This window comes from Alcanivorax sp. HI0083, from assembly GCF_001635175.1.
In genome coordinates this window covers 1-1,175 of sequence record NZ_LWFX01001481.1, presented here as the reverse complement: position 1 = coordinate 1,175, position 1,175 = coordinate 1, and the positions used below count along the sequence as shown (strand labels likewise).

The following is a 1,175-nucleotide window of genomic DNA, read 5'->3' as shown; positions in this document are numbered from 1 at the left end:
CCTTGATGAAGACGAAGAACTGGATGCCCTGTGGGACAACACCCAGGTCGTCCGGCAGATGGCCCTGGGTATCCCGGAACTGATCGAAGAGCTGTTTCTTTGCTTTCATGGCCCGGATGAAGGTGGCGAACCGGCCTGATCCGGGACCGAATTCAGCGGCGCCCGGTGTTCCCGCTTGGCGCCATTTCTCCCTTTGCCACTGGCCCTTCCCTTAAGCCCACTGATCACACCGTCAGGCGTAACGTGACCCAGTTCCACGCCCTTGCCAGAGCAACGCTCTAGTCTTGCAAATTAAACCACCGAGACAAAAAACAGGTGGCACCGGACAATAATGATCAGGGGGAACGCGTGCGCGTCATAGTTTTGGCCAGCCTGCTGGCGCCGGTACTGGCATCCGCCCAAACAGAATCCCGGCCGGCCTGCCCGACACTGGCCCGGGCCAGCTTCACTTCGGCCGTTGAGAACCGCGAACCTACTGATGACATCAGCCAGGCGCCTGTCGATACGGCCGAGCTGTTTTTTTATACCGAAGTCCACGATGGCAGCGATCAGACGCTATACCATCACTGGTCGCTCAATGGTGAACCCTTTGTCGATGTGACCCTGGAAATTGGTTCCGATTTCTGGCGTACCTGGTCATCAAAAACCCTGACCGGCCTGGGCATGAAAGCCGGTGACACCTGGGCGGTATCCGTCACCGGCGCACAAGGCTGCGAGCTGGGGCAGTGGCAGGTGTCGCTGACAACCTCCGGCAAGGCAACCGCCGTTCCTGAAACCCGGAACACGCCTGCAGCCGCGACTGAACGGAAGCGCTCACCGGCTCAAAACAACACCGGCAATCCAGGCCATGACGACACAGCCCCCGTGGATTTGAGCGCCAATTTCATGGCGATCGAAGAGCTGCTCAATCTCGGTGATACCCGGGGAGCGCGCTCTGCCATCAAGCGTGCCCGCGCCCTTACCGGTAATGCGCAGCAGCTGGCCGAGCTGGATCAGATGGACAAGGACAACCAGGCATTTGCCGAACTGAATCAGCTGATCCGTCAACGGGACATCCCTGCCGCCCGGCAGAAATTGCAGGAACTGATGGTTTCCGTGCCCGCAGAAAGCCCGGTTTACCCTGCCCTGCAAGGCCGCCACAAACTGCTGGACCAGCTTAATGAGATGAACCGCGG

Annotated in this window: 1 protein-coding gene; it reads left to right on the top strand. The window is 59.5% G+C overall.

The window, feature by feature from the left end; translation table 11 throughout:
• Nucleotides 1-348: 348 nt before the first annotated feature.
• The coding region (locus A3754_RS22465) for a DUF2914 domain-containing protein (RefSeq protein WP_197468784.1) at nucleotides 349-1,175 on the top strand (827 nt) is incomplete at its 3' end.